Raw genomic sequence first — 21,260 nt, forward strand, 5'->3', positions numbered from 1 at the left:
CCAACGGCTGCCAGCGAAAATCCCTTTTGTGACGAGGACGACCCTTTGACAGATCTCACCCGCGCCGACCTTGGATGGTCGCCGTTTTATATGTCCCAGCTTGAAATCGAAGAGCTGGAAACCCTTACCCCCGCCCGCATTGCCACGGTTCACCGCGACCGCGTCGTGGGCTTTTCCAACATCGGCCCGCTGGAAATGACCCTTGACCCCGGCATCACAACTGCTGCTGTTGCCGTCGGCGATTGGGTCCTATGCGCGGTCGAACAACACCGCCTGACCCGCGTTCTTGAACGGCAAACAGAGCTGACGCGCGGCACCGAATACCACACGGGCGATAAACAACTGATCGCTGCAAACCTCGATACGCTTTTCATCACCTCGTCGTGCAACAACGATTTCAACCCTGCGCGACTAGAGCGTTACCTTGCTCTTGCGCATGACGCGATGATCACACCCGTGATCCTGCTGACCAAAGCCGATCAATGCGACGATCCAGGCAGCTATGTTGACCAGGCTCGCCAGCTTGGTCGCAATCTTGAAGTTGTCGCGTGCGACGCCAAAAACGATGATGTGGCCGAGGTTTTGGCGCTATGGTGCGGCAAGGGTCAAACAGTTGCCTTGGCCGGATCGTCAGGCGTGGGTAAAACGACGGTTGCGAACGCGTTGACGGGCGGTAATGCGTTGACCCAGGACATCCGCGAAGATGACGCGCGCGGACGGCACACGACGACTGGTCGGTCATTGCACCGCATGAAAACAGGCGGCTGGCTGATCGACACCCCCGGTATGCGCGGGCTTGGCGTAGCAGAGGTCGCATATGGGATCGATGCAACTTTCCCCGAGATTTCGGAACGTGCGACGCAGTGCAAATTCCGCGACTGCGCCCACGAATCAGAGCCGGGGTGCAAAGTGCAGGCTGGAATTGCGTCAGGCGATATTGACCCTGACAGGTTAGAGCGTTTTAGAAAGCTCAAACGTGAAAACGAACACGCGACCGCAACGATTGCGCAGTCACGCGAACGGGGCCGCAAACAAGGCAAAATCTACCGTGCTGCAGTGCAGAAAAAGGGCCGCTAAGCAGGCGCGACGTCCTGCACCGCCCAAGCCATCTGCGCGTCGGTTTCGATAGCGCATAGGCGCGCTTGGCGCAGCCTCAACAGTGCTGTGTCCGCGGGTTCGCCAGCCGCGATCATAATGCGAAGGGCAATCATGCCGGACCGACCGCAGCCGCCCATACAGTGAATCAATACGTTCTCGCCCGACTGCAATCTGGCAACCACGTCTCTGCAAATTCGAGGCCACTCCAAACGCACTGGCACGCCAAAGTCAGGCACAGGATTATGTTGCCAGTCAATGCCCGCGCGCAGCAAGTCAGTGCCAAAGGACGTGACTTGGTTCGCCGTAAACTCCGCCATTTCAACCATCGAAATCACCAGCGCCGGTGCCCATTCCACTACTTCCGCGATGTCAGCGGCGTAGCAACCGCTGCGCCCCGGCATCGGCGATATCGCTAAGATACCGCCTGCGACAGGAACTGGATAAATCGCGAATGGTGTCAATCTGCTGGCCTCAACTTCCAAGCCTCGCACTCTGCAAGAACTCTGCTATGTCTACGCGTATGTCAGAAGAAAACAAACAATCGCAAAAGCGCACCGACTGGGCCGAAGATCGCACGATCATGGCCAACGAGCGCACCTTTTCCAGCTGGATGGGTACGGGACTTGGCGCAATCGGTGTCGCGATCGGCTTGAAGGCCGTGTTCGGCGCATTTGAACCAACATGGGCTGCCAAACTGGTTGCAACGATCTTTCTTGGTGTAGCCATCGCAATATTCTGGTCTGCCAGAAATCAAGCCTGCCAAACCTTTGCACGTCTCAGCGAACGCGATGTCGAGGCCACGTCATCGCGCAATTACACGCGTCTTGCGACCATCATGACATTTGCGGCAGTTGCGACCGGTGTGATCTTGTGGTCGCTTTGATCAGCTAGACCTTAGCGGTCGCTGCCCCTAGTCTTACCGGACGCCCGAATCCTTGCGAAAGCCGCTATGACCGATCAACCAACCTATCAAGTGCTCGCCCGTAAATACCGGCCTGAAACCTTTGCCGATATGGTTGGGCAAGACGCCATGGTGCGCACCCTCAAGAATGCGTTTGCTGCCGACCGGATTGCGCAAGCGTTCATCATGACGGGTATTCGCGGCACAGGTAAAACCACGACGGCGCGGATCATTGCAAAGGGCATGAACTGCATCGGATTAGATGGCACCAGCGGCCCGACAACCGAACCTTGCGGGAAATGCGAACATTGCGTCGCCATCATGGAAGGGCGTCACGTTGACGTCATGGAAATGGATGCCGCATCCCGGACAGGTGTCGGCGACATTCGTGAAATTATCGATAGCGTGCATTACCGCGCGGCCTCTGCACGCTTTAAGATCTACATCATTGACGAAGTTCACATGCTGTCCAAGAACGCGTTTAACGCGTTGTTGAAGACGCTTGAAGAACCGCCAGAACATGTGAAATTTATCTTTGCGACAACCGAAATCCGGCAAGTTCCGGTGACTGTCCTGTCGCGCTGTCAGCGTTTTGATTTGCGACGGATTGAACCTGAAACACAGATCGCCTTGCTGCGCAAAATCGCGACTGCCGAAGGTGCCGAGATCACGGACGAGGCACTGGCGCTGATTACACGCGCTGCCGAAGGATCAGCGCGCGACGCGCAATCGCTGCTGGATCAAGCAATCAGCCATGGTGCTGGCGAAACATCGGCGGATCAAGTGCGCGCGATGCTTGGCCTTGCCGATCGTGGACGGGTGCTTGACCTATTCGATTTGATCCTGAAGGGCGAAGCTGCCGCCGCCCTAACCGAACTGTCCGGCCAATATGCCGACGGCGCCGATCCCATGGCCGTCCTGCGCGATCTGGCAGAAGTCTGTCACTGGATCAGCGTAATCAAGATTACCCCCGAAGCGGCTGAAGACCCGACAATCAGCCCGGATGAGCGGACACGCGGCCAAGCAATGGCTGCCGATCTGCCGATGCGCGTGATGTCGCGGATGTGGCAAATGCTGCTCAAGGCGCTCGAAGAAGTCGCGATGGCCCCGAACGCGATGATGGCCGCTGAAATGGCTGTGATCCGCCTGACCCATGTAGCCGACCTGCCCAGCCCCGAAGAACTGGTGCGCAAACTGCAAGACGCGACACCACCCCCGAGCGGTCCATCTGGTGGACGCCCTGCCCCACATGCAGGCGGTGCAACCGCGATATCCCGCACACCTGCACCCACACATTCCGGCCCTGGCGGGCCAAGTGCCTCTGGCGCACAAACAGCCGTCGCGCTGCAGACTGACCCGCTGCATCATTATGCCAGGTTCGAGGATGTGGTCGAACTGATCCGCATGCACCGCGACGTGAAATTGTTGGTCGAGGTCGAAACCGGTCTGCGGTTGGTCAGCTATCAACCTGGCCGGATCGAGGTAAACCCAACCGCTGACGCAGCACGCGATCTGGTGGGCCGGCTTGGTGCGCGCCTGCAAGCGTGGACCGGCAATCGCTGGGCAATCAGCGTAGTGGACGGGGGTGCCCCAACAATTGCGGAAACCCGCGACGCAGCTGAAAATGCCGTGCGCGCCGAGGCAGAGGCGCATCCCCTTGTTCAAGCTGTGATTGCAGCCTTTCCCAAGGCAAAAATCACTGACATTCGTACAGAGGCTGATAAGACACTTGACGCCCTGACCGACGCACTTCCGGAAGTAGACGAGGAGTGGGACCCGTTCGACGAAGATTAACCACTGCCGCTGCACTTGTATTTCCAGCCCCTGCTTGGGCAGAGGTCTGCGAAGACCTGCGCCCCAACTGGGACGGCACCATGATGTCGGGCATGGACGAACTGCTGCACTTGTTTCAGACACCGCTGGTTTTGTTGCTGGTTCTCGCTACGGCGTTAGCAGTGCGATTTCGCCGCGAATGGGGCGGTGTCGCCGTCGTTGTTGGCTGGAGCCTTGCAACCTTTTTATTAACCGGAACAGGTGGCAGCTACGGCATCATGGATATCGGCCGCGTCGAGGGTTGCGTGGGCAGCCCCGCGCTTTTCATTGCAGTTGCTGTAGCGGTATGTATCGGTGTAGTCCTCTACACAGCACCGCGGCAGCGCGGAAAAGAATGACGGGAGATCGATAAAATGCTTAAGGGACTTGGTGGGCTTGGCGATATGGCCAAGATGATGAAGCAAGCACAAGAAATGCAGGGCAAAATGGCCCAGATGCAGGACGACCTTGAAAATATCATGGTCGAAGGCGTCAGTGGCGCGGGCCTTGTTAAGGCAACCGCAACTGCAAAAGGCGAATTGAAGGGCCTGAACATCGACCCGTCGATCTTTAACGGTGACGACAAAGAAGTCGTCGAAGACCTGATCCTTGCCGCAATCAAGGACGCGCAAAGCAAAGCGACCGCGCGCGCCCAAGAAGAAATGGGCAAAATGACCGAAGGTCTTGGCCTCCCTCCAGGCATGAACCTGCCGTTCTAATGATGCGTGTTTTTTACTCTCAGAGAGATGCGGCGACGCATCCTCTTACAGTTGAAGGAGCTATCGAAGTTTTGGAAACGGCACGGAACGCGTGTATTGCACAGTTCTCGATTGCTTTTACCGCGACTGTAGTGCTGGGTTGGATTGCCGAAACTTCGTACGGGCCTGCCGCAAGTATTTTCCAATTGATCGCAAGCATATCTTTTTTATGTGCCATTGGTGCTGGATACGCACTTTGGTCGCACTTCAAAGAACGCGCATCCGTCTTCAACAACCTTGAAACCGAATTGGTGAATGGGACCTCTGCAGAGAGCTTTTGGAGAATGCACGATGGTATTTTCCCGATCGGGTTAAAATAAAATATATGTCAAAAAACGGCAACCAAGACCTCGACAACCTGATCGCATTGATGGCGAAACTGCCCGGGCTGGGACCACGTTCAGCCCGACGCGCGGTTTTGCATTTGATCAAAAAACGGTCGTTGCTCCTGATACCATTGGCTGACGCGATGCAGCAGGTGGGAGCGACGGTGCGCGAATGTCTGAATTGCGGAAACGTTTGTACGGATGACATTTGCGATATTTGCGCGTCCGAAAAACGTGGCATTGGCCAGATTGCAGTCGTCGAAGATGTGGCCGATCTGTGGGCGATGGAACGCGCGCAAGTGTTCAAAGGACGCTATCATGTATTGGGCGGTACTTTGTCAGCGCTTGATGCGGTTGGACCGGACGAGCTGCGCATTCCCAAGTTGATCGACCGGATCAAAACCGAAGAAGTGACCGAAGTAATTCTGGCCCTTGCAGCTACAATCGACGGGCAGACGACGGCACATTACATCGCTGATCAGTTGTCTGGCATCGCGGTCACATCACTTGCGCAGGGTGTGCCTGTGGGCGGTGAATTAGATTATCTGGACGACGGCACGATCACTGCGGCGCTAAATGCGCGTAAAGCAATCTAGACGTCGACGCCAAAGCGCAGTTTTTTGCGACCCAACCCGCACAAAGGATCAAACCTATGGCCAACGCTACCTTCTGGGACAAAGCTGCCCAAAAATATGCCGCATCGAAGATCGCTGATATGGGCGGGTACGAAGAAACTTTGGACCGAACCCGTCGTTTTTTGGGTCCAGAGGATCATCTGCTTGAAATCGGTTGCGGCACAGGAAGCACCGCACTGAAACTCGCCCCGTCTGTTGGGCAACTGACGGCCACTGATATCTCGGGGGAAATGCTCGCGATTGCTAACGAAAAGCTGCGTGCTACTGATCTGGCGAACCTGCACTTTGTGCAGTCCGAAGCAACCAAGCCGATTGAAGGTGGCCCCTTTGACGCTATCTGCGCGTTTAGCTTGTTACACTTGCTGGATGATCTGGACGCGGGGCTGGCGCATTTTCACAGCCTACTGAAACCCGATGGCATGCTCATCACCAAAACAGCGTGCTTGCGCGACATGAGCGTTGCAATGGCCCCGCTCATCAAGGTGATGCAGTGGCTTGGCAAAGCGCCAGATGTTATTATCTTCACCGCGCCGCAGCTAGAGGCCGCATTCGAGAAAGCGGGATTTGAACTGGTTGAAACCGGCTATCACGGCAAAACGAAATCAACGCGGTTCATTGCGGCACGGCGCAAATAAAAAGGCGCCACATTCGAAAATGCAGCGCCCAATAGCACCTTAGTGCTACGGTAGTTTAGTCTTTATCGTCTGCATCATCAGGCAGGTTAAAGAAGCTGTCCGCGTCTTTGACATCGCGCGTGTCAACTTCTTCCTCATCGTCATCATTGCTGTCAGACAGGCTAAAGGTTTCCAGTCCGGCCATCGCAGATGGCATTTTCGGCTCTGCCGCCATGCCAAGTGACTGCTCTGTGCTAACCAGCTTGCGACGCTCATCATCAGTCATCGCCTCGCCATCTTTGGCCTTTTTAGCATTTGCTTTTTGCACGGCCGCGTCCAGCTCTGACTGCTTACAAAGGCCTAGGGCGACCGGATCGATTGGATCAATGTTGTTGATGTTCCAGTGCGTCCGCTCGCGGATTGCCTGAATTGTTGGCTTTGTTGTGCCGACCAGCTTGGAAATTTGACCGTCTGTCAGTTCGGGGTGGAATTTAACCAGCCAATAGATCGACGCAGGACGGTCCTGACGCTTGGACAATGGCGTGTAACGCGGGCCACGGCGCTTTTCTTCGCCAGTCGCAGCAGCGTAGAACTTAAGCTTAAGCTGGTGCGCTGGATCGGCTTCGGCTTTGTCCAGTTCTTCTTGGGTCAACTGATTGTTGGCGATCGGGTCAAAGCCCTTTACGCCAGTCGCCACATCACCGTCAGCAATGCCTTGCACTTCCAATTCATGGAAACCGCAGAAATTCGCGATTTGCTTGAAGGTCAGCGTTGTGTTGTCGCAAAGCCAAACAGCAGTCGCTTTGGCCATAATCGGTTTATCGGACATCTTTCATCTCCATCTTATCAGCAGACAAGCCTCTCCCACGCCCTTAAGTTGGGCAGACTGCACTGGCAGCCGGGTTCGCATTGTCGGGGAACTTGGCAACTGTATAGTGACTGGCAAACCGATAGGAAAGATCAAAAATGTACCGCTTGTTTGCCCTGCTTTGTTTGCTGGCCGCACCCCTATCCGCCCAAGACCGCGCGGGTGACTTTGATTATTACGTCATGTCGTTGTCGTGGTCGGCCAATTGGTGCGCTCTTGAGGGGGACGACCGCAATTCCCCGCAATGCGATCCAGACGCCAATTTTGGATGGATTCTGCACGGGCTATGGCCGCAATATGAGCGTGGCTATCCTGCCAATTGCAACACTGCGATACGTCCGCCTACGCGCAGTGATACCAGTGCAATGGCCGATATCATGGGCACTTCTGGGCTGGCTTGGCATCAATGGCGTAAACACGGGGTTTGCAGCGGTTTGTCGTCTGACGACTACTATGCGCTGTCCCGACAAGCATATGGCAAGATCACCCGACCAGAGGTTTTTCGCGAATTGGCCCGCCAAGTTACGCTACCTGCTTTGTTGGTCGAAGATGCGTTTATCGCGGAAAATCCAGAGCTTGAAGCAAATCAAATCACGATCACCTGCAAATCAGGTTACATCCAAGAGGCGCGTATCTGTTTGACGCGCGATCTGAAGTTTCGCGATTGTGGACGTGATGTCGTCCGCGATTGCACCATGACCAACGCACAGTTTGATCCCATGCGCTGACGCAAAAAAGGCATCAGTTATCTGATGCCTTTTCGGTAATCTTCGCCAGCTTGGGCTTAGGAACCTGTGTTCACAGGCTCTTGTTCGGCCATCACCATGCTACCATCTTTGAGCATGACCTCGCCGCGCGCGTCCTGACACTTTGGTGTTCCATCGCGGTTTAGCCGTGGTGTCATAAAGCCTTCAAGGCCGTCATCAATATACCAGTGCTGGCAGCCATCCGGATCAATCCAGACGTTTGCCACGCCGTCACGTAGGAACCCACCGTCGATGCCGCCATCCGTTATATCGTCCGCATCACCTGACCGCTCGCAGGCGACCAAGGCTGTCGCTGCCAAAACCAAGATTACACTTCTTAAAAAAACCATGTGTTCAAAACCATTTCCTTTGTGCGATTCGCGCGTCAATTCTTTCGATAAACAATAATCTGACGACGGCCATTGGTCCACTGCCAGCACCTATTTTGAGCTAAAACTACCCTTAAAGTCATGGGTTTTCGGACTTCTGCGCCATAATCACCCGGTTCAAGCTAAGATTTCATGAACAAGCGCACTTTTGGGGTCTGCCATATCTTCGATTACATTGAAGTGGTGAAGACCGGGTACAACTACTTCTTTACAATGCCATGCATCCGCGAGCGCATGCGCTTGGGCGATGAAAACCGGCCTTTCATCCCCGCCGACCCAGACGGTGACCGCCGGTTTGGGCGCTGGCAAATGCACGGGGCTTTCGCGCAAAACTTCGGCTTGGGTCAATTGCAGGTCTTTGTTCATGGACGTCTGTATCAATGGCGCAAGATCACCAACCGGCGACACAGGTACTATTTTCTCAACCCGTCGCTGCCAACCGATTGGACGCGGATCAGCCATGACGCGCGCAACCAAATGCCCGCCCGCTGAATGCCCAACCAGCCGGATCGGCCCCGGTACACGGTCCGCAGCCATTGCAATAGCTTGGGTCACCTGCTGCCCAATATCGGTGATCCGGACGTCAGGACACAAATCATAGGACGGCATCGCTACGGCCCAACCCTGCGCAAGCGGCCCTGCAGCCAGATGCGACCAGAAAGATTTATCAAAGCGCAGCCAATAACCCCCATGCACAAAAACAACCAAGCCCTTGGCAAGCCGGTCAGGATGAAACAAATCCAGTTTTTGACGGGCAGTTTCGCCATATGGCAAATCTATTTCGCACAAACACTCTGCCCGAAACTTGGCTGCCGCCTGCGCCCATTTGTCCGGATAGGCGTCAGAACCCGGAATATACGCCGCATTCGCATAAGCATCGTCGAAATCCATCATGTCCCCCTTTACGGCACTCCCCTGCATCGTTCAGATAGCGCCAAAGTATAAGGGAGACCACCATGCTCGATGAAACAACCAATCTAAAGTCCATGCTATCCCGCCCAGATCTTGTCTGCGATCAGGCCTACATATCAGGTGAATGGGTAAACGCTGCTAGCGGCAAAACCTTTGATGTGACCAATCCCGCACGCGGTGACGTGATCGCAAAAGTCCCCGATTTGTCGCGCGCCGAAGTGGCCGCAGCCATTGCAACGGCCGAAAAAGCACAAAAGCCATGGGCGGCCCGCGCTGCCAAGGAACGCGCAAACATCCTGCGCAAATGGTTTGATCTGTTGATGGCAAACCAAGAAGACCTCGCGATCATCATGACCGCAGAGCAAGGCAAACCACTGGCCGAAGCACGCGGCGAAGTCGCCTATGGCGCGTCATTCGTGGAATGGTTCGCAGAAGAAGCAAAACGCGTCTACGGCGAAACAATCCCGGGCCACATGGCCGACAAACGCATCACCGTGATTAAACAGCCCATCGGTGTCGCCGCAGGTATTACGCCTTGGAACTTCCCCAACGCGATGATCGCCCGCAAAGTGGCACCGGCACTGGCTGCGGGTTGTTCATTCGTGATCCGCCCCGCATCGCTCACACCGCTGTCGGCACTTGCGATGGCAAAGTTGGGCGAAGAGGCCGGCATTCCCAAGGGACTATTTTCGGTTGTGACGTCCACCTCAGCATCCGAAGTCGGCAAAGAATTCTGCGAAAACCCGATTGTGCGCAAACTGACCTTCACAGGATCAACCGAGGTTGGCCGCATCTTGCTGCGCCAAGCGGCCGATCAGGTCATGAAATGCTCGATGGAACTGGGCGGCAACGCGCCATTCATCGTCTTTGACGATGCCGACCTAGACGAGGCCGTGATTGGCGCAATCGCCTGCAAATTCCGCAATAACGGTCAGACCTGCGTCTGCGCCAACCGGATTTATGTGCAAAAGGGTGTCTATGATAACTTTGCTGCGAAGCTTAAGGTTGCTGTTGAAAAACTCTTGGTTGGCGATGGCCTGACTGACGGCACGACCCTTGGACCGCTGATTGAACCTGCAGCCGTTGATAAGGTGCAAGAACACCTTGATGACGCGCTCGCCAAAGGCGGCAAAATCCTGACTGGCGGCAAGCCGCACAGCTATGGCGGTCAGTTCTTCGAGCCGACAATCGTCACCAACGCCACGAAGGATATGCTGGTCAGCAAGGACGAAACATTCGGGCCCTTTGCGCCACTGTTCATGTTTGAAAACGAAGACGATGTGATCGCCCAAGCCAACGACACGATCTTTGGTCTGGCTTCCTATTTCTATGCAAAAGACCTCAGCCGGGTGACGAAAGTTGCCGAAGCTTTAGAATATGGAATTGTGGGCGTTAACACGGGCATCATTTCAACCGAAGTGGCCCCGTTTGGCGGCGTCAAACAGTCCGGTTTGGGCCGCGAAGGATCAAGCCACGGCATCGATGACTACCTTGAGATGAAATACATCTGCACAAGCGTCTAACACCGCTTTTCGCGGGCCTTTGTCAGTGCGTCGACGCGCAATGATTTAGGCCCGCACACAACTTTCACAAAATAATTGCGGCTGCCGCCAAGGATTGACCATTCGCGCGCGTCCAACCACCGTAATGCGTATGATAACCAGCGATGAAGACTTGGCCGAAGCGGCCGCAGCCGGTGACGGTGCGGCCTTCGCAAGCTTGCTTGATCGTCACTATGATCGCTTGTTTGCGTTTTGCTTTCGACTGACAGGTACACGCTCCGAAGCCGAGGATCTGACCCAAGATATCTGTGCTGCATTACCTGCAAAGCTAGGCAGTTATCAAAAACGCGCCAAGGTCACGACTTGGCTATACCGCGTCGCTGTCAATGCAGCCCACGACCGGCGGCGCAAGCGCGCCACTTACGCCAAAGCAACCAACGGCTGGGGCGATTGGGAAATTCAACGGACCGCGACCAACAATGACATGTCCGAAAAGCTGGACTGGTTGACCGTCGCAATGTCCCAGCTTTCACAAGACCTGCGCGACACGCTCGCATTGGTTCTGGACGACATGACCCACGCCCAAGCAGGCGAAGTTCTGGGCGTGTCCGAAGGCACGATTAGTTGGCGCATGTCAGAGGCAAAGAAGGCTTTGCGCGCGTTAAAAGAACAAGAGGGCAAGACATGAACGATGACCTCAACAAACTGAAATCATTGATGGATGATGCAACGCCAAAGCCTGATCATGTTCGCAGGACCGCCCACATTGCATTGGCACAAGACAGTTTTGCGGTATTTCATCAGGCGCGTAATGCGAAAGAAGCAGCGCCAACTGGAACCATTTGGCAACGCGCAAGTGCTTGGTTGCAAAGCGGTCCCGCAAAGGGCCTTGTTACTGCGTCAGTATTGGTCGTCGCAGCCAGCCTGTTTTTGGAGACACCGCCGAGTACAAATCAACTTAGCGCGCCTGTGGAATCGGTTGAACCCGCCCAGGAGGGTCTGGTCGCAGAATTTGCAGCTCCGGCCCAAATGATCACAGCAGATGATGCCCCTGTAGCAGCTAGAATGGCTGCACGCAGCGTTGCCGTTCAGACATCATACGACGCAATACGCGCAGCGCTCTTGCAAGGGAAACTACCATCACAAAGTGACGTGCAGATCGCAGAAATGGTCAATGCATTTGCCTACGATTCCGACACGCCAGAGATCGACGCAAATTTTGCCGAAGCAATTGAGAGTTTCGGTATTTTGCTACGCGACCCTCAAGCAGTTGGGGATAAAGGCTATGACGATGTCATTGCGCGCGCGCAGGCAAACCTTGGGCCCGACATTTCGGGGCAACGCGCAGAAGCCGTGATGTTGATGCGGCTAGCCAAAGATTTATCGCAATAATTGCCGCATGTAAGGTGGACAGAAATCCACCTTATCCCATTTGGGTTTGGGCCGCCGGCAATATCTGGCCCTCAATCAGGTTCTTGATATCACCAAAATACCCGCCGCTGCGTGCAGGCTGTGTAGGGTCAGACGTCAAAGCCAGCGTCAATTCAACGGTCGGCGCCACACAAATAATCTGCCCACCGTAGCCGCGCGCCAACGCATAGGGCACCCCAGCACCCGATCCCAAAAACCAGCCATACCCATAATTTAATCCCGAAAACGCAGAACGTGTCCGCACCTCAAACGAGCGTTTAACCCAATCGGCACTCAAAACCTGCACGCCATCAAAGGTCCCATTCTGGCGATACATTTCGCCAAACCGCACCATGCCTTCGAGGGTCAATGACATCTCGTTTCCGCCCAGATAACGCCCCTGCGGATCGCGGGTCCAACTGGGTATTTCGATGCCCAATGGTGCACCAATCCGCGTACGGGCCAAGGCACGCAGGGACTGCCCTGATACTTCAGACAAGACCGCGCCCAACACATGAAACGATCCCGTCGAATACAGCATCCGCGAACCCGGCTCTGCGACAAATTCGCGACCCAGCGCATTGGCAACCCAATTGCTACTGCTTACCCAGCCGCCATAATTGGCCCCTGATGTCCGCTCTAGCCCGGCCTGCATCGTAATCAGATTTGCGATTGTGATCCCAGCAACACGCGGATCAGCCTCGCGCGGGATCAACTGGGGTGCTACATCGCCCAACCGCGCCTCTAGTGATGCTATCTCACCGCGATCAAGTGCGGCACCCGTCAGCGCTGCTACAACAGTCTTTGAGACCGATTTGATCGGCACCGCTCGCCCGATTGATGGGCCGCGAAACACCTGCGAGAGAACAATGCGCCCCGATTGACGAATAGCAAGCGCGTTGCACTGATCAAGCGCACTAGCGCGCGCTGAAATGTCGGCCCACGGGTCTGCCTGTGCAAAAGAAGGCGACGCAAGAACCGCCCCACTGCCTACCAAAAAGCTGCGCCTGTCCATGTAAAAATCCTCTGACCGCTTGCTATAAGAACAATAGGCCACCGCCGTTGATTGGCGACTAACAATCCCGTGGGGTGCTAGCTTTTCGCAGCCCAACCAACACCCGCAAGCGTTGTCGTGCGCGGTTTATACTCACCAGCCACCCAACCCTGATAGCCTTGTGTATCCAGATCAGCAAAGAACGCAGGATAATCGATCTGCCCCTGATCCGGTTCCGAGCGGTCCGGCATCTGCGCCACCTGAACATGCGCCGTGATGTCGCGCATCGCGGCCCACGTCCCCAGCACATCGCCGGTGATCTTAGCGGCATGGAAAGTGTCAAACTGCAGCCGCAAGTTAGGCGCGTCAATCAAAGTGACAATCTCGCGACCCAAATCAAAATCGTTCAGGAAATATCCCGGGATCGTATCGTTGTTGATCGGCTCTATCGTGAGGCTTTGATCCGGCGCCTCTGCCGCGGCCCAGCGCAGGTTCTCAATAAATGTAGCCTTAGCCTCCGCACCTTCCGCCGCACCCGACATGATATGCAGATGCTGTGCACCCAACGTCTGCGCATAGCGCAACGCGCGTTTGAAATCAGTGCGAAACCGCTGCTCCAAACCTGGCACTGCTGCAAACCCTTGATCGCCGCCTGTGTAGTTCGGCGGCGGGCAATTGATCAGCGCCATATGCAAATCATGCTTGGCCAGTTCTTTGACGATATCTTGGGCGTTCACGTCATATGGAGACAGAACCTCGACAGCATCAAACCCTGCCCCTTTGGCAGCTTCAAAGCGTTCCAGAAATGGCAGTTCTGTGAATAACCAAGTAAGGTTGGCGCAGAGTTTGGGCATATGACACCTCCTAGGGGGGATTCAGAATGAAGCGTTGAACTGAAAAACGAACCTATTCCAATTCCGCAGAAGGAATAATCGGGAAGAAGACCCCGTCAGAATATACTCCAAACCATTGCGCGCCTGCGTGCGCCGCATGTTCGCCAAGCTCAACCAACCGGTAAAACGACTTGCGGTCGATCAAGGCTTCCAGATTGGCACGGACCAAGACATAAGGCGACGGCTCGCCTGTTTGCGGATCTCGGACAACACGGATCGGATGATCCTTGCCCGCAATCATTCGGTCACCCACATTCGTCTCAAACTCTAGCCCATCACCACGCTTGTTGAAATCAACGGCCACAAAAGGCGCATCATCAACCGTGATCCCGACCTTTTCGACCGGGGTGACCAAAACATAGTCATCACCATCACGGCGCAGAATCGTTGAAAATAGTTTCACCAGTTCGTGCCTGCCAATAGGCGTGCCCATGTAAAACCACGTCCCGTCACGGGCAATCCGCATGTCGATATCGCCACAATGCGGCGGATTCCACAAATGTACGGGTGGCAAACCGCCTTTTTGGGCGGCGCGGGCGCTACTAGCGAGGCTTTCTGCCGACGGAGTAACAATCTTTTGTGTGGTCATTGTTTTTGCCATTGGGTGAGATGGGTTTATCTGTTCGTATACACGAATATAGCTCATGCGGAGGAATGTCATGGCCAACGACACCGATCTTGTCACCCAAATCGAAACCTTGGGTGTAAAACTAGGTGAAGCACGCACCAGTATCGCGGCCCGATTTATCGGCCAACCGCGTGTCGTGGACCTGACCCTGACTGCGCTGATCTGCGGCGGGCATGCTGTGCTTGTTGGACTGCCCGGCCTTGGTAAAACTCGCCTTGTCGATACGCTGTCGACGGTGATGGGTCTCAAGGGCAATCGCATCCAATTTACACCGGACTTGATGCCTGCAGACATATTAGGCTCTGAAGTGCTCGAAACCTCCGAGGGTGGCAAACGCAATTTTCGGTTTATTGAAGGTCCGATTTTTTGCCAACTGCTGATGGCAGACGAGATTAACCGCGCGTCCCCACGCACCCAATCGGCGCTTTTGCAGGCGATGCAGGAAAAAGAAGTCACCATCGCAGGCGAACACCGCCCGCTTGGAGTACCGTTTCACGTCCTCGCCACGCAAAACCCAATTGAACAAGAAGGTACCTACCCGCTGCCAGAAGCACAGCTTGACCGTTTCCTCGTCCAAATCGATGTTCCCTACCCTGATCGTGCCACTGAAAAAGACATCCTGATCGCCACAACTGGCGCGACCGAAGCACAATCGAACCAAGTCTTCACCGCGCAAGAACTGCTCGATGCCCAAGACTTGCTACGCCGCATGCCTGTAGGCGAAAACATTGTGGAAATGATCCTTGATCTGGTACGCGCTTGCCGTCCGGACGACGAAAACGCGCCCGATCTGGTCCGCCAAAACGTAAGTTGGGGGCCAGGTCCGCGTGCAGCTCAGGCACTAATGCTGACAGTCCGCGCCCAAGCCCTGCTTGAAGGACGGCTTGCCCCATCCGCAGAAGACGTGCGCGCAATGGCAGTTCCAGTGTTGGAACACCGCATGGCCCTATCATTTGCGGCACGTGCACGCGGTGAAAGCATCCACCACGTCATCAATACCGTTGCCGATCAAATCACGACGGTCGCGGCGGCTGCATGACCGAACCGCTCGCCTTACGCTCACAAGCAGAAGCACTTGCCGGACCTTTGCCGCCGCTGTTGGCAGAGGCAGAGCATTTGGCGACGACAGTTCTGTTGGGCGATCATGGGCGCAGGCGGGCGGGCACGGGCGATACATTCTGGCAATACCGCCCCGCGCAACCGCATGACGCGGCGCGTAGTATCGATTGGCGGCGCTCTGCGCGGTCCGATGCTAATTTCGTGCAAGACAAAGAGTGGCAAATCGCACAGTCAGTCATTCTATGGGTAGATCAAGCGGCAGCGATGACATTCCGTTCGCACGATAACCTGCCTCGCAAAGGGTTGCGCGCCCGCACCCTGGGCCTTGCCTGCGCGATCTTACTGATCCGCGGCGGCGAAAGGGTCGGGCTTTCAGGGCTGCGTCTTCCGCCACGTCGGGGCGAAGCCCAACTGATGCAGATGGCGAAGCTATTGTCCCAAGATGACGACACCGACTATGGGGCACCTGAATCGCAAGGTATGCTGCCGCATTCGCGGGCCTTGTTCATCAGCGATTTTCTGGGCGACATTAAACCGATCGAAGACGCCTTGCTGCGTGCCGCTGATCGCGGTGTTGGCGGTGCGTTGCTGCAAATCCTCGACCCCCAAGAAGAAGCATTCCCTTTCGAAGGGCGCACAGTATTCGAGAGCATGTCAGGCGGGCTGCGGCATGAAACACTCAAAGCCAGCGACCTGAAATCACGCTACCTCGACCGGCTGGCCGCACGCAAAGATAAGCTGCAGCATCTTGCACGCATCACCGGCTGGCAATTCCAAACGCACCACACAGGCCAAAGTGCAACAAACGCACTCCTGTGGCTCTACAACGCGCTGGAGCGGCAGGCATGATGCATAAAACCCCACCTCGCTTTGTTCCAAATACTCAAAAGGGCCACGCATAATGTGGTCGCTAGGTCCCATAGGCTTTACTGCTCCGTGGCTACTGCTCGGCCTGATTGCACTCCCGATCCTGTGGATATTGCTGCGCGCTGTTCCGCCCGCGCCAATTAGGAGACGGTTTCCAGGTGTCGCACTCTTGCTGGGCCTTACAGATGATGAAAACCAAACTGACCGGACACCTTGGTGGTTGCTCTTGCTGCGCACTCTCGCTGTCGCAGCCGCGATCATTGGATTTGCAGGCCCGGTTCTAAACCCGCAAAACGCACGCGACGGATCTGGCGATCTGGTCATTGTGCTGGACGGCACATGGGCCGGCGCCGCAAGTTGGCAGTCGCGGATCGACCGTGTAAACACTCTGCTGACCGAAGCTGCACTGGCAGACAGGCGTGCGGCCGTGATTAACTTGACTGACCTTCCTGTGGGCGATTTACCCTTCGCGGCACCGCGCGACTGGCAAAACCGCTTGGCCAACGTACAACCTAAACCATGGCAGCCAAATGATCCCGCCCAGTGGTTCGCGCAAACCCAAGGTGCGTTTGAAACATACTGGATTTCCGACGGTTTAGACTGGAATGGCCGCGACGATCTTTTGGCGACCCTCGAAAATCGTGGCGCAGTGACCGTGTTTCAAACACCCCGCCAAACCATCGGTTTGCGTCCCGCGCGTTTTGAAAATGGCGAAGTCATCGTTTCCGCCGTACGCACCCCAATCGGCAACCCGTTTGAGACAACGATCACAGCCACCGGCCTTGACCCCGCTGGCGTAGAACGCTCGCTCGCGACCGTGCCGCTTTCGTTCAGCGCGGGCGAACCTGTGGTCGAAACGGCTATGGTTTTGCAGCCAGAACTGCGCAACCGGATCACCCGCTTTGAAGTTACCGGCACCCGCTCTGCCGCTGCCGTGACCTTAACAGACGACGCGCTGAAACGGCGCGAAGTCGCCTTGATTGCCGCGCGCGACGAGCGTGAAGGACTAGAGCTGTTGTCGCCGCTTTATTACTTGCGCGAAGCATTGGAGCCTACCGCAGACATCATTGATGGTGCTGTCGACGATATCCTTTTGGCCAATCCAGACGTCATCATCTTGGCAGATGTGGCAACCTTGGCCGAAGCAGACGCCATTGCGGACTGGGTCGAAAATGGCGGCATGTTACTGCGTTTTGCAGGCCCGCGTTTGGCAGCATCTGATCAAGGGCGCAACTTTGACGACCCGCTTTTGCCCGTTCGACTTCGCTCTGGCGGGCGGTCTGTTGGTGGTGCAATGAGTTGGGGTGCACCTAAAACCCTCGCCCCATTCACCCAAGATAGCCCATTTTTCGGCCTCCCGGTGCCGGAAGATGTCACAGTCACATCACAAGTCATGGCCCAGCCCGATCCCACGTTGGCCGACCGCGTTATCGCGCAATTGTCAGACGGCACGCCTTTGGTCACGCGTAAACTTAGCGGCGAAGGTCAGGTTGTCCTGGTCCACGTGACAGCAAATGCAGAATGGTCAACTTTACCGCTTTCAGGCTTGTTCGTGCAAATGCTAGAGCGATTGGCCATTTCCACCCGCCCTGCGGAACTGGAAGAAAGCGCGCTTGACGGTACGACGTGGCTGCCAAACAAAGTCCTCGACGCATTTGGCAGGCTTGAAGATGGCAGCGCCCTGTCGGGCGTTGCAGGCGAAGAATTAGTGGCTGGAACACTCGGCCCGGATCTATTGCCTGGTCTTTATGCGGGCGGCGACCGCCAAATCGCGGTAAATGTCATTGGCTCGGATACCACCCTAAGCGTCGCGCAATGGCCCGCACGCATCGCGATCGAGGGCATGTCGGTTGTGCGCGAAACCGCACTCAAGGGCTGGCTGCTAAGTGCAGTGATCTTGCTGCTGCTTGTCGATGTAATCGCATCCTTGGCAATTGGTGGGCGCTTGCGTGGACCACGCGCAGATGTTGCCGCGGCTTTGGTATTGGCCCTGTTCTGGGCACCAGAAGCACACGCGCAAACCAATGATGATTTCGCCTTGCGCGCCACGAGCGAAGTCGTATTGGGCCATGTCCTCACTGGTGACGCCGAGACCGACGATGTCGCATTTGCCGGCCTGTCGGGGCTATCGCAAACCTTGTTCCGGCGTACATCGATTGAACCAGCAGCCCCCATCGGGGTGGACCTTGAAACCGACGAGCTCGCTTTTTTTCCGTTCCTTTATTGGCCTGTCACCGCTGACCAACCACTGCCTAGCCGCGACGCCTACGCCAAGTTGAACCGCTATCTGCGGACTGGCGGGATGATCATGTTTGACACTCGCGACGCGGACACGGCACGGTTCGGATCAAGCTCGCCCGAGGGCCGCAAGCTGCAAGCCATAGCACGGTCTTTGGATATTCCGGCCATTGCCCCCATTCCGTCCGACCACGTCCTCACGCGGACGTTCTATTTGCTGCAAGACTTCCCCGGACGTTACGCAAGTCGCGACGTTTGGGTCGAAGAGGCTACTGACACCGGGCCCCGCACCGAAGGCATGCCATTTCGCAATCTCAATGATGGCGTAACACCCGTTATTATCGGCGGGAACGATTGGGCACGCGCCTGGGCAGTTGATGCGGCAGGACGGCGGATGTTCCCCGTGGGACGCGGCGCATCAGGCGAGCGGCAACGCGAATTCGCGCTGCGTTTTGGCGTGAATGTGATCATGCATGTGCTGACGGGCAATTATAAATCCGATCAGGTCCATGTGCCTGATTTACTGGACCGATTGGGGCAATGATGACAGGCACCCTTGTTCTTGACCCGATGATCCCGCTGGCGCTGCTTTATGTCGTGACTGCTTTGGCGGCCATTGGCGTGGCGCTTGCGGTTTGGCGCAGGTTGGCCGGGTGGTGGCTGCGGGGCCTTGCGGGGCTTGTTTTGCTGATCGCCTTGGCAAATCCGGCAATCCAACAAGAAGATCGCGAAGCGCTTTCGGATATCGTGGTCGTCGTCGTCGACGAAAGCGCCAGCCAGCGGATCAGTGACCGTGCATCCCAGAATGCCGCAGCCCTTGCCAATATCGAGGCCGAATTAGCCCGAATTCCAAATACCGAAACCCGCCTTGTCACGTTGGGCGACGGTGAAGGCGACGCTGGAACGGAACTTATGACGTCGGTGGCGCAGGCCCTTGCGGATGAACCGCGCGCCCGTGTCGCAGGCATTATCCTGATCACGGACGGACGCTTGCACGACATTGAACGCGCGCCGGACCTGCCCGCCCCTTTGCATGCAATTCTGACCGGTCAGCCTGACGATTGGGACCGCCGCTTGATCGTATCAAACGCGCCAGCCTTTGCGATCCTTGGTGAAGAAGTGACGCTCACTCTGCGCATCGAGGACCAAGGTGCCGCGCCGAACACGACGTCGGTCCCGCTATCCATTTCGATTGACGGAGAGCCACCTATCACGGTGCCTGTTCCCATCGGTGAAGACATCGGCTTGCCATTGCAACTGCCCCATGGCGGCATGAACGTGCTGCAATTCACGATCCCCGAGGCAGACGGCGAATTGACGAACCGCAACAACACCGCAGTTGTGCAAATTAACGGCGTGCGCGACCGCTTGCGCGTTCTACTGGTGTCCGGCGAACCGCATCCCGGCGAGCGGACATGGCGCAATCTACTCAAATCGGACGCTGCTGTTGATCTGGTGCACTTCACCATTTTGCGCCCCCCTGAGAAGCAAGACGGCGTTCCTGTAAACGAACTTTCCTTGATTGCATTTCCGACGCGCGAATTATTTTTGGAAAAGATCCACGACTTCGATCTGATCATCTTTGACCGTTACCGTCGTCGGGGTATTCTGCCTAGCGCATACCTTGAAAATATCCGCACTTACGTCGAACAAGGCGGCGCTGTTTTGATTTCATCTGGTCCCGAATACGGGGCAGCTGAAAGCATTTACCGCTCTCCTTTGGGTGAAATCTTGCCGGGTGCGCCAACCGCGCGGGTGTTTGAAGAAGGCTTCGTGCCGCAGATCACCGATATCGGGCAACGGCATCCCGTGACCGAAGGGCTTGATGCTTTGTCGCCCAATCCTGACGGTGACGGACCGGGCTGGGGCCGCTGGTTCCGCTTGGTTGATGTGCTGGTTCCGGAGGGTGCGACAACTGTCATGTCCGGCCTAGATAATCGCCCGCTTTTGACCCTGAACCGCATCGGCGAAGGACGCGTGTCACTGATTGCGTCAGATCATTCATGGCTTTGGGATCGCGGTTACGAAGGCGGTGGGCCGCAGTTGGAACTGCTGCGCCGTTTGGCCCATTGGATGATGAAAGAGCCAGAGCTTGAAGAAGAAGCGCTGTGGGTCGAACCAACAGGCCAGACGATGCGGATTATCCGGCGGACATTGGAAACGACAACAGGCGATGTCACTATCACCCATCCGGATGGGTCCACAACGGTTGTGACCCTCGAAGAAATTTCGCCGGGGCGCTTCGAGGCGCTTTGGACGGGTCCTGAAATCGGGCTTTACCGGCTCGAAGATGCAGATCAATCTGCCGTTATCGCACTTGGCCCATCGGCCCCGCGCGAGTTCGAACAAACGATCGCCAGCGCCGAGGCGTTGCAACCATTGGTCGACAGCCAACGTGGCGGGATCATGCCCATTGCGGCAGGCGATGTGAATATCCGGAGTGTACGCGCAGGCCGTCCGGCGGCAGGACGCGGTTGGATCGGTATCACGCCACGCGACGCCTACCGGACCGCTGACATCAGTATTAAGCCCATTTTGCCTGCATGGGCGTTCTTGCTGTTAGCGGCACTCTTGATCGTGGGTGCTTGGCTTCGTGAAGGGCGGCGGTAA

The 21,260-nt window shown here is 56.2% G+C and carries 23 protein-coding genes; 16 read left to right on the top strand and 7 right to left on the bottom strand.

The features are described 5' to 3' along the window. The first annotated feature begins 45 nt into the window (after window positions 1–45). On the top strand, window positions 46–1,077 hold the full coding sequence (rsgA, locus tag QZ197_RS01235; protein WP_296429456.1) for a ribosome small subunit-dependent GTPase A: 1,032 nt from the start codon (window positions 46–48) through the stop codon (window positions 1,075–1,077). On the opposite strand, the gene QZ197_RS01240 is transcribed toward rsgA, so the two are convergent. Then, a complete protein-coding gene (locus tag QZ197_RS01240; protein ID WP_296429396.1) occupies window positions 1,074–1,559 on the bottom strand; it encodes a protein-tyrosine phosphatase family protein in 486 nt (161 codons plus the stop codon). The genes rsgA and QZ197_RS01240 overlap by 4 nt on opposite strands. 59 nt (window positions 1,560–1,618) lie before the next feature. On the opposite strand from QZ197_RS01240, the gene QZ197_RS01245 reads away from it, so the two are divergent. From QZ197_RS01245 to QZ197_RS01275, 7 genes are all read left to right on the top strand, one after another. Further along, window positions 1,619–1,981, top strand: a complete 363-nt coding sequence (locus QZ197_RS01245) for a DUF202 domain-containing protein (RefSeq protein WP_296429397.1) — start codon at window positions 1,619–1,621, stop codon at window positions 1,979–1,981. 66 nt (window positions 1,982–2,047) lie between these two features. Then, window positions 2,048–3,793, top strand: a complete 1,746-nt coding sequence (locus QZ197_RS01250) for a DNA polymerase III subunit gamma/tau (RefSeq protein ID WP_296429398.1) — start codon at window positions 2,048–2,050, stop codon at window positions 3,791–3,793. Next, on the top strand, window positions 3,769–4,170 hold the full coding sequence (locus QZ197_RS01255) for a hypothetical protein (protein ID WP_296429399.1): 402 nt from the start codon (window positions 3,769–3,771) through the stop codon (window positions 4,168–4,170). Before QZ197_RS01250 ends, QZ197_RS01255 begins: the two co-directional genes overlap by 25 nt. A 15-nt stretch (window positions 4,171–4,185) precedes the next feature. Then, on the top strand, window positions 4,186–4,530 hold the full coding sequence (locus QZ197_RS01260) for a YbaB/EbfC family nucleoid-associated protein (protein ID WP_296429400.1): 345 nt from the start codon (window positions 4,186–4,188) through the stop codon (window positions 4,528–4,530). Next, on the top strand, window positions 4,530–4,889 hold the full coding sequence (locus QZ197_RS01265; RefSeq protein ID WP_296429401.1) for a hypothetical protein: 360 nt from the start codon (window positions 4,530–4,532) through the stop codon (window positions 4,887–4,889). Before QZ197_RS01260 ends, QZ197_RS01265 begins: the two co-directional genes overlap by 1 nt. A gap of 5 nt (window positions 4,890–4,894) precedes the next feature. After that, a complete protein-coding gene (gene recR, locus QZ197_RS01270; RefSeq protein WP_296429402.1) occupies window positions 4,895–5,491 on the top strand; it encodes a recombination mediator RecR in 597 nt (198 codons plus the stop codon). A 56-nt stretch (window positions 5,492–5,547) separates the two neighbouring features. After that, window positions 5,548–6,165 carry a class I SAM-dependent methyltransferase gene (locus QZ197_RS01275; RefSeq protein ID WP_296429403.1) on the top strand — a complete coding sequence of 206 codons (618 nt, stop codon included), beginning with the start codon at window positions 5,548–5,550 and terminating at the stop codon, window positions 6,163–6,165. A 55-nt stretch (window positions 6,166–6,220) separates the two neighbouring features. Here QZ197_RS01275 and QZ197_RS01280 read toward each other — a convergent pair whose 3' ends face one another. Beyond that, entirely contained in the window at window positions 6,221–6,973 is a 753-nt protein-coding gene (locus tag QZ197_RS01280; protein ID WP_296429404.1) for a DUF1013 domain-containing protein, read from the bottom strand. Between the two features lie 137 nt (window positions 6,974–7,110). Between QZ197_RS01280 and QZ197_RS01285 the strand changes: the two genes are divergently transcribed. Next, the gene (locus tag QZ197_RS01285) at window positions 7,111–7,740 is read left to right on the top strand and encodes a ribonuclease T2 (RefSeq protein WP_296429405.1); all 630 of its coding nucleotides are present in this window, start codon (window positions 7,111–7,113) and stop codon (window positions 7,738–7,740) included. A 56-nt stretch (window positions 7,741–7,796) separates the two neighbouring features. Here the strand turns inward: QZ197_RS01285 and QZ197_RS01290 are convergent, their stop codons facing one another. Both QZ197_RS01290 and QZ197_RS01295 read right to left on the bottom strand, forming a co-directional pair. After that, window positions 7,797–8,108, bottom strand: a complete 312-nt coding sequence (locus QZ197_RS01290; RefSeq protein ID WP_296429406.1) for a hypothetical protein — start codon at window positions 8,106–8,108, stop codon at window positions 7,797–7,799. 156 nt (window positions 8,109–8,264) lie between these two features. After that, window positions 8,265–9,038: an alpha/beta hydrolase gene (locus tag QZ197_RS01295; RefSeq protein WP_296429408.1), complete on the bottom strand. Its 774-nt coding sequence runs from the start codon at window positions 9,036–9,038 to the stop codon at window positions 8,265–8,267. Window positions 9,039–9,103: 65 nt separating this feature from the next. Here QZ197_RS01295 and QZ197_RS01300 point away from each other — a divergent pair, with 65 nt between their 5' ends. From QZ197_RS01300 to QZ197_RS01310, 3 genes are all read left to right on the top strand, one after another. After that, on the top strand, window positions 9,104–10,582 hold the full coding sequence (locus tag QZ197_RS01300) for an NAD-dependent succinate-semialdehyde dehydrogenase (RefSeq protein WP_296429410.1): 1,479 nt from the start codon (window positions 9,104–9,106) through the stop codon (window positions 10,580–10,582). Between the two features lie 130 nt (window positions 10,583–10,712). Next, window positions 10,713–11,249, top strand: coding sequence for an RNA polymerase sigma factor (locus tag QZ197_RS01305; protein ID WP_296429457.1), 537 nt, complete (start codon window positions 10,713–10,715; stop codon window positions 11,247–11,249). Further along, window positions 11,246–11,953, top strand: coding sequence for a von Willebrand factor type A domain-containing protein (locus tag QZ197_RS01310; RefSeq protein WP_296429411.1), 708 nt, complete (start codon window positions 11,246–11,248; stop codon window positions 11,951–11,953). Before QZ197_RS01305 ends, QZ197_RS01310 begins: the two co-directional genes overlap by 4 nt. Before the next feature lie 31 nt (window positions 11,954–11,984). Here QZ197_RS01310 and QZ197_RS01315 read toward each other — a convergent pair whose 3' ends face one another. The 3 genes from QZ197_RS01315 to QZ197_RS01325 form a co-directional block, all read right to left on the bottom strand. Beyond that, window positions 11,985–12,986, bottom strand: coding sequence for a serine hydrolase (locus QZ197_RS01315; protein ID WP_296429412.1), 1,002 nt, complete (start codon window positions 12,984–12,986; stop codon window positions 11,985–11,987). Window positions 12,987–13,063: 77 nt separating this feature from the next. Next, on the bottom strand, window positions 13,064–13,819 hold the full coding sequence (locus QZ197_RS01320; RefSeq protein ID WP_296429414.1) for a TIM barrel protein: 756 nt from the start codon (window positions 13,817–13,819) through the stop codon (window positions 13,064–13,066). 52 nt (window positions 13,820–13,871) lie between these two features. Beyond that, window positions 13,872–14,447 (bottom strand): DUF1285 domain-containing protein, encoded by a 576-nt coding sequence (locus tag QZ197_RS01325; protein ID WP_296429415.1) that lies wholly within the window; start codon window positions 14,445–14,447, stop codon window positions 13,872–13,874. A 70-nt stretch (window positions 14,448–14,517) separates the two neighbouring features. Here QZ197_RS01325 and QZ197_RS01330 point away from each other — a divergent pair, with 70 nt between their 5' ends. The 4 genes from QZ197_RS01330 to QZ197_RS01345 are packed head-to-tail and all read left to right on the top strand — an operon-like array spanning window position 14,518 to window position 21,260. Beyond that, window positions 14,518–15,525: a MoxR family ATPase gene (locus QZ197_RS01330; protein ID WP_296429416.1), complete on the top strand. Its 1,008-nt coding sequence runs from the start codon at window positions 14,518–14,520 to the stop codon at window positions 15,523–15,525. Beyond that, entirely contained in the window at window positions 15,522–16,394 is an 873-nt protein-coding gene (locus tag QZ197_RS01335) for a DUF58 domain-containing protein (protein WP_296429417.1), read from the top strand. Before QZ197_RS01330 ends, QZ197_RS01335 begins: the two co-directional genes overlap by 4 nt. A 52-nt stretch (window positions 16,395–16,446) precedes the next feature. After that, window positions 16,447–19,194, top strand: coding sequence for a DUF4159 domain-containing protein (locus QZ197_RS01340; RefSeq protein ID WP_296429418.1), 2,748 nt, complete (start codon window positions 16,447–16,449; stop codon window positions 19,192–19,194). Further along, complete coding sequence (locus QZ197_RS01345; protein WP_296429419.1) at window positions 19,194–21,260, top strand: hypothetical protein; 2,067 nt, start codon at window positions 19,194–19,196, stop codon at window positions 21,258–21,260. The genes QZ197_RS01340 and QZ197_RS01345 overlap by 1 nt, the downstream gene beginning before the upstream one ends.

The organism is Yoonia sp. (genome assembly GCF_017854415.1).
Lineage (GTDB): Bacteria > Pseudomonadota > Alphaproteobacteria > Rhodobacterales > Rhodobacteraceae > Yoonia.